The following is a 6,064-nucleotide window of genomic DNA, read 5'->3' as shown; positions in this document are numbered from 1 at the left end:
GWTCGCAGCCTTCGGCAGCTCCTACAGAGGCTGCGATCTTTTATTTTAGATTTTCAGCACCAACTTGCCGAAATTCTCCCCGCTGAACAATTTCATCAGTGTCTCTGGAAAGGTCTGCAGACCTTCGACGATGTCTTCCTTGCTTTTGAGTTGTCCCTTGGCCATCCAGCCGGCCATTTCCTGGGCGGCACTGGCGTATTGCGCGGCGTAGTCCATCACCACAAAGCCCTCCATGCGTGCGCGGTTGACCAGCAATGACAGGTAGTTGGCCGGGCCTTTGACCGCTTCCTTGTTGTTGTACTGGCTGATGGCGCCGCAAATCACCACCCGGGCTTTTGGCGCCAGACGACTGAGCACGGCGTCGAGGATCTCGCCGCCGACGTTATCGAAATACACGTCCACGCCTTTCGGGCACTCGCGCTTGAGCCCGGCCAGCACGTCTTCGTGCTTGTAATCGATGGCGCCGTCGAAGCCCAGTTCATCGATCAGGTACTTGCACTTGTCGGCCCCGCCGGCGATGCCGACGACCCGGCAGCCTTTGATCTTGGCGATCTGCCCGGCAATGCTGCCCACCGCGCCAGCAGCCCCGGACAGCACCACGGTGTCGCCGGCCTTCGGTGCGCCGACGTCGAGCAGCGCGAAGTAGGCGGTCATGCCGGTCATGCCCAGTGCAGACAAATACACCGGCAGCGGCGCCAGTTTCGGATCGACCTTGTAGAAACCTCTGGGCTCGCCGAGGAAATAATCCTGCACGCCGAGGGCGCCGTTGACGTAGTCGCCGACGGCAAAGCCCGGGTTATTCGAAGCGATGACTTTGCCGACGCCCAGAGCGCGCATCACTTCACCGATTTCCACCGGCGGGATGTAGGACTTGCCCTCGTTCATCCAGCCACGCATGGCCGGGTCGAGGGACAGGTATTCGTTCTTGACCAGAATCTGCCCTGCCGCAGGTTCGCCGACCGGGACTTCCTGATAAGTGAAGGTCTCGCGGGTGGCAGCACCCACCGGGCGTTTGGCGAGCAGGAACTGGCGATTGGTCTGGCTGGTCATGGCAGGCACTCGAACTGAATGAAGTCTTGTTGATAGACCCTCAAGGCCAATGCTGCAAGGTGGGCTGATGCGGCGAATGCACGATGATCCAGTGCAGTGATAGTCGCCCGGCGGGTTTTATCACTGCGACGCATGAAGGCATAAACAGCCTTCTGATAGTGCTGATGCGGGGCGGGCCGTGATGGCTATGCTGCGAGTCAGTCTGCAATCCCTCCTGCATCTCTCCTTCGAGGACATAACAATGAGCATGACGTTTTCCGGCCAGGTTGCCGTAGTCACTGGCGCGGCCAATGGCATTGGCCGCGCGACCGCCCAGGCGTTCGCCGCCGAAGGCCTGAAAGTGGTGGTGGCCGATCTGGATGCGGCAGGGGGCGAGGGTACGGTGGCGCTGATTCGTACAGCCGGTGGTGAAGCGACCTTCGTGCGCTGCAACGTTACCGTTGAAAGCGAAGTGAAGAATCTGATGGACGAGGTGATCAATACCTACGGTCGTCTCGACTATGCCTTCAACAATGCCGGGATCGAAATCGAGCAAGGCAAGTTGGCAGACGGCTCGATGGACGAGTTCGACGCGATCATGGGCGTCAACGTCAAGGGCGTCTGGCTGTGCATGAAGTACCAGTTGCCGTTGCTGCTGGCCCAGGGCGGCGGGGCGATCGTCAACACTGCTTCGGTGGCAGGGCTTGGCGCGGCACCGAAGATGAGCATCTATGCGGCGTCCAAACACGCGGTGATTGGCCTGACCAAATCGGCGGCGATCGAATATGCGAAGAAGAAAATTCGCGTCAACGCTGTGTGCCCGGCGGTGATCGACACTGACATGTTCCGCCGGGCCTACGAGGCCGATCCGAAAAAAGGCGAGTTCGCCAATGCGATGCACCCGGTGGGGCGTATCGGCAAGGTCGAGGAAATCGCCAGTGCCGTGCTGTATCTGTGCAGCGATGGCGCGGCGTTCACCACCGGTCACTCCCTGGCCGTGGATGGCGGCGTCACTGCCTTTTGAAGCCCAATGGCAAGACCCGAGAAACCCGCCTGAGCGCGGGTTTTCTTATTCTTGGGCTGCCGTTTCTTTAAACCGCTAAACAATGTGTATCAAACGGTTAGAACGGCTGTTTTTGACGGCGTTGTCGCACAGCCTGAACGACGCGGCTGTGATTTACTGCCGCCAGCAAAACGGACAGGAGTTTGCGTGCTCATGGAATTGAGAATTGACCGACAGGCAATGGTGCCGGTCGTACAGCAGATTGTTGATGGAATGACCGAGTGGATCTCGCGAACGGGTGTGGCGCCGAGCACGCGACTGCCCTCCGTCAGACAGATAGCACGCTCCAATCTGCTCAGCCAGTCGTGTGTGACCGAGGCCTGCGAGCGGCTGGTGGCGCAAGGTATCCTGGCCCCGCGTCAGGGCGCGGGATTCATGGTCGCCGCGCATAGTCGCGCTTTGCTCGGGCTTGAATACGGGCGGGCCGAGAGCGGCTTGAAACTCGGCGAGGGCGGTTTGCCGCAAAGCTGGCGCGAGTCCGATGACCTGAGCTATGCAATCCGTCAGGTGGCGCGAACCGACATGGCGAGTCTGTTCAATTACAGCACCCCGCTGGGGGTTTGCGGCGCTGCGTGCGCAGATCGTCAGACGTCTCAGGCTGATCGACATCCAGGCCCTGGCGGAACAGGTGCTGACGACCTCCGGTGCCAGCCAGGCGCTGGATCTGCTCGTGCGCACGCTGGTTAAGGCCGGGGACTGCGTTGTTGTCGAAACCCCGGGCTATGCGCCGCTGTTCGAGCTGTTGCGCCTGCGTGGCGCACAGCTGCTGGAAGTCCGGCGTACGCCAAGCGGGCCTGACCCTCAGGCGCTGGAGGCACTGTTGCGCCAGTGCCGGCCCGTCGCGATGTTCGTCAACAGCCATCACCACAATCCCACCGGTTCCTGCCTGAGTCCGTGTGTGGCACAGCAGATCCTGCGATTGTGCAACGCGCACGATGTGCAACTGATCGAAGACGATGTCTACGCCGATCTGCACAATGGCAACGGTGTACGTCTGGCCGCACTTGATGAACGGGTGATTTACGTCGGCAGTTTTTCCAAGACGCTGAGCAGCTCGCTGCGCGTCGGGTTTGTGTACGCCGGGCCAGAATTGATCGCGCGTCTGGCCCGGGTCAAGATGATCAGCAGCATGGGCGCCTCGAGTTTCAATGAAGCGGTGCTGGCGAGCCTCCTGGCCAGTGGAGCCTATCGAAAAATGGTCCAGCGCCAGCGTCAACGCCTGAATACCGACCGCGTCGCCGCATTGCAGGCATTGGAGGACGCAGGCTGGGAGGTTTTCGGCAAGCCGTGTGGCGGCCTGTTCATCTGGGCCCGCTCCCCGCTGAGTGATCCGGAGCGCTTGCACAGGCATGCGCAGTGCAGTGGTGTCAGTCTCAGCCCTGCGGGGGCTTTCAGTCCGAGCGGCGAGATCAGTCAGTGGCAGCGAATCAATGTGGCCTATGCCTGTGATCCACGGGCCCGGCAGTTTTTTCGCAGTACCGGCGTGAATCGACCTCAAGCGTTCTGAAAACGACGCGTGCGTAGCTTTTTGCCATTATTCCGACGCCAGAGACTTGTGCTGCTCCATGACCGTTGCGAATCTTCGGCAACAGACTTTGGCAGGGGACTACGCGCAATGATTTCGGCCGTGCAAGGACGTTTTGCCAACCTCGGTATGGCAAAGAAACTGGGTCTCGGGTTCGTACTGGTGCTGCTGTTGACTGCGCTGGTGGCTGCCATTGGAGTCTGGTCCCTGCAGACCATCAGCCAGCGCTTCGACGGCTTGAAGCAAATGTCGTCGCTCAACAGTGCCTTGCTCAAGGTGCGGTTGCTGGAGCAGGACTATGCGCTGCACAGCAACCCGAAAACGGTTGATGCCGTGCACGAGGGCGTCGACGGTCTGTTGGCCCAGGCCGCGCAACTCAAGGCGCAGACGCCGGCGAACGGGGCGGTGATGAGCGATGTCGAGCAAGCCTTGGGCGACTATCGCAAGGCGTTTGACGAGTTCGTTTCACTGACCCAGGCCAAGGATCTGGCGCTGGAAATGGCCAGTTGGTCGGTGTCCAGCGTGGCCAATAACCTGGACGTGCTGCAAGCCGGGCTGGCCGATGATGGCGCGTACACGTTAAAGGACAGCGAAGGCAAGGATGGTGCGCAGTTCATCGAACAGGCCAGTCAGGTCAGTCAGGTGTCGCGGTTGATGCTGCAAGCGATGAACGAGGCACGGGTTCGTCTCGATCAGAGCCGCAAGGGCGATGCCGACAGTGCCGACAAGGGCAGCATCGAACAGGCGGCCCAGGCCCAGGCTCAGGCCGAGCAGTTGAAGACCACGGTCAAGGATGAGGGCTATTTGACGGTGCTCAACGAAGTGTCCGGGCACATCGCCGGTTTCAACGACAAACTGGCCGAGTACACCGGTCTGCTGGCCCAGGAAAAAACCGTCTATGAACAGTTGCACCAGCGCGCGGCGCAAGTGATGTCGCGTGTCGACCAGGCCTATGTGGCGGAAGACGGCGCAATGCAGGTGGAATTGAAGAAAAACTCGGTGCTGATCCTCGGTTCTTCGGCGTTGGCCTTATTGGTGGGGCTGATTGCCGCGTGGGTCATTACCCGGTTGATCGTCGCGCCGCTGCGCGCTGTGATGCGCGTCGCCCAGCAGATTGCGGCCGGAGATTTGAGCGCGAAAGTCGAGGTTACCCGGCGTGATGAAATCGGCCAGTTGATGCTGGCGATGCAGCAGATGGGGGCCGGGTTGAGCACGATTGTCAGCGGATTGCAGGCGGGCATCGAGCAATTGGCCAGTTCCGCGCAATCGCTGTCGGCGGTCACCGAGCAGACCAACCTTGAGGTCAACAGCCAGAAGGAGGAGACCGAGCAGGTGGCCACGGCCATGAACCAGATGACCGCCACCGTGCATGACGTGGCGCGCAATGCCGAGGAAGCCGCGCTGGCCGCGCAAACCGCGGATGGCAAGGTCGAGACCGGGCAGCAGGTGGTGCGCCAGAGCATGGCGCGGATCGAGCAACTGGCGGATTCGGCAACGTCGGCCAGTTCGAGCATCGAAAGCCTCAGTGCGCAGATCCAGAATATCGGTACGGTGCTGGATGTGATCAAAAGCGTTGCCGAGCAGACCAACCTGCTGGCGCTCAACGCGGCGATCGAAGCAGCGCGGGCCGGGGAGCAGGGCAGGGGCTTTGCGGTGGTGGCCGATGAGGTTCGTGCGTTGGCGCGACGTACGCAGCAGTCGACCGAGGAGATCGAGCGGCTGGTCAGCGCGTTGCGGTCGGCGGCGCATGCTTCCGTGCAGCAAATTCAGAGCAGTGGCGAGTTGGTGAAGCTTGCCGTCAGTGATGCTCTGCAGACCGAAAGTGCGCTGGGGAGTATTGCGGCGGCGGTGTCGTTGATTCAGCAGATGAATCAGCAGATTGCGGCGGCGGCCGAGGAGCAGAGTTCGGTGGCCGAGGAGATTAATCGCAGTGTGACGAGTATTCGTGCGAGTGCGGATCAGTCTTCGATGGCGATGCGGGGGAATGCGGTTTCGAGTGTTGAGCTGGCGCGGTTGGGGGGGGAACTCAAGGGGATGGTGGGGCATTTTCGGCTTTGACTTGGCGGCCTCTGGGCCGACCAGGTTCTTGGGGTTTTGGGTGTATATCCGTTTTTTTTGGGTGTTGCGGCTGACGGTTTTCGCTCTTACAGCGACTCCCTTTGGCAAACGCCCCAAAGGAAGCAAAGGTCTTTGGCCCCAACGTACGGCCCTCGCCGTGGCTCGGGTTCCTTCGCTCCGGGATTCATCCGGGGGCATCGCCTCCGGTTTGCTTCGCTGCACCTCCTCTCGATGTGTTCGACTGCGTCGAACGGTCGCTGCGCTCCCACCCCCGGATAAACCCCTCCACTCAGCCTGCCGACGGGGCCGGTACGGCAAGATCAAGAGCTGCAGCCGAGCTAACGCTCATCCTGTGTAGGAGCTGCCGAAGGTGCGATCTTTTGATCTTG

The 6,064-nt window shown here is 60.9% G+C and carries 3 protein-coding genes and 2 pseudogenes; 4 read left to right on the top strand and 1 reads right to left on the bottom strand.

The window, feature by feature from the left end:
* Nucleotides 1-45 precede the first annotated feature (45 nt).
* Nucleotides 46-1,050, bottom strand: a complete 1,005-nt coding sequence (locus tag HT737_RS07365) for an NADP-dependent oxidoreductase (protein ID WP_047295721.1) — start codon at nucleotides 1,048-1,050, stop codon at nucleotides 46-48.
* Nucleotides 1,051-1,291: 241 nt separating this feature from the next.
* Between HT737_RS07365 and HT737_RS07360 the strand changes: the two genes are divergently transcribed.
* From HT737_RS07360 to HT737_RS32625, 4 genes and pseudogenes are all read left to right on the top strand, one after another.
* Entirely contained in the window at nucleotides 1,292-2,053 is a 762-nt protein-coding gene (locus HT737_RS07360) for an SDR family oxidoreductase (protein WP_041073750.1), read from the top strand.
* Nucleotides 2,054-2,245: 192 nt separating this feature from the next.
* Nucleotides 2,246-3,599 (top strand): annotated as a pseudogene (locus HT737_RS07355) (PLP-dependent aminotransferase family protein).
* A gap of 108 nt (nucleotides 3,600-3,707) precedes the next feature.
* Nucleotides 3,708-4,766, top strand: a pseudogene (locus HT737_RS32630) (methyl-accepting chemotaxis protein); the annotation flags it as partial.
* 27 nt (nucleotides 4,767-4,793) lie between these two features.
* Nucleotides 4,794-5,675, top strand: a complete 882-nt coding sequence (locus HT737_RS32625; RefSeq protein WP_374011142.1) for a methyl-accepting chemotaxis protein — start codon at nucleotides 4,794-4,796, stop codon at nucleotides 5,673-5,675.
* Nucleotides 5,676-6,064 lie beyond the last annotated feature (389 nt).

Source organism: Pseudomonas sp. MD195_PC81_125, from assembly GCF_014060985.1.
Classification (GTDB): Bacteria; Pseudomonadota; Gammaproteobacteria; order Pseudomonadales; family Pseudomonadaceae; genus Aquipseudomonas; species Aquipseudomonas parakoreensis.
This window is presented reverse-complemented; position numbering and strand designations above follow the sequence as displayed.

Bases quoted from the DNA above. Each gene is read 5' to 3' on its own strand.
- HT737_RS07365 (WP_047295721.1), bottom strand. From the start codon at position 1,050: ATGACCAGCCAGACCAATCGCCAGTTCCTGCTCGCCAAACGCCCGGTG.
- HT737_RS07360 (WP_041073750.1), top strand. From the start codon at position 1,292: ATGAGCATGACGTTTTCCGGCCAGGTTGCCGTAGTCACTGGCGCGGCC.
- HT737_RS32625 (WP_374011142.1), top strand. From the start codon at position 4,794: ATGCTGGCGATGCAGCAGATGGGGGCCGGGTTGAGCACGATTGTCAGC.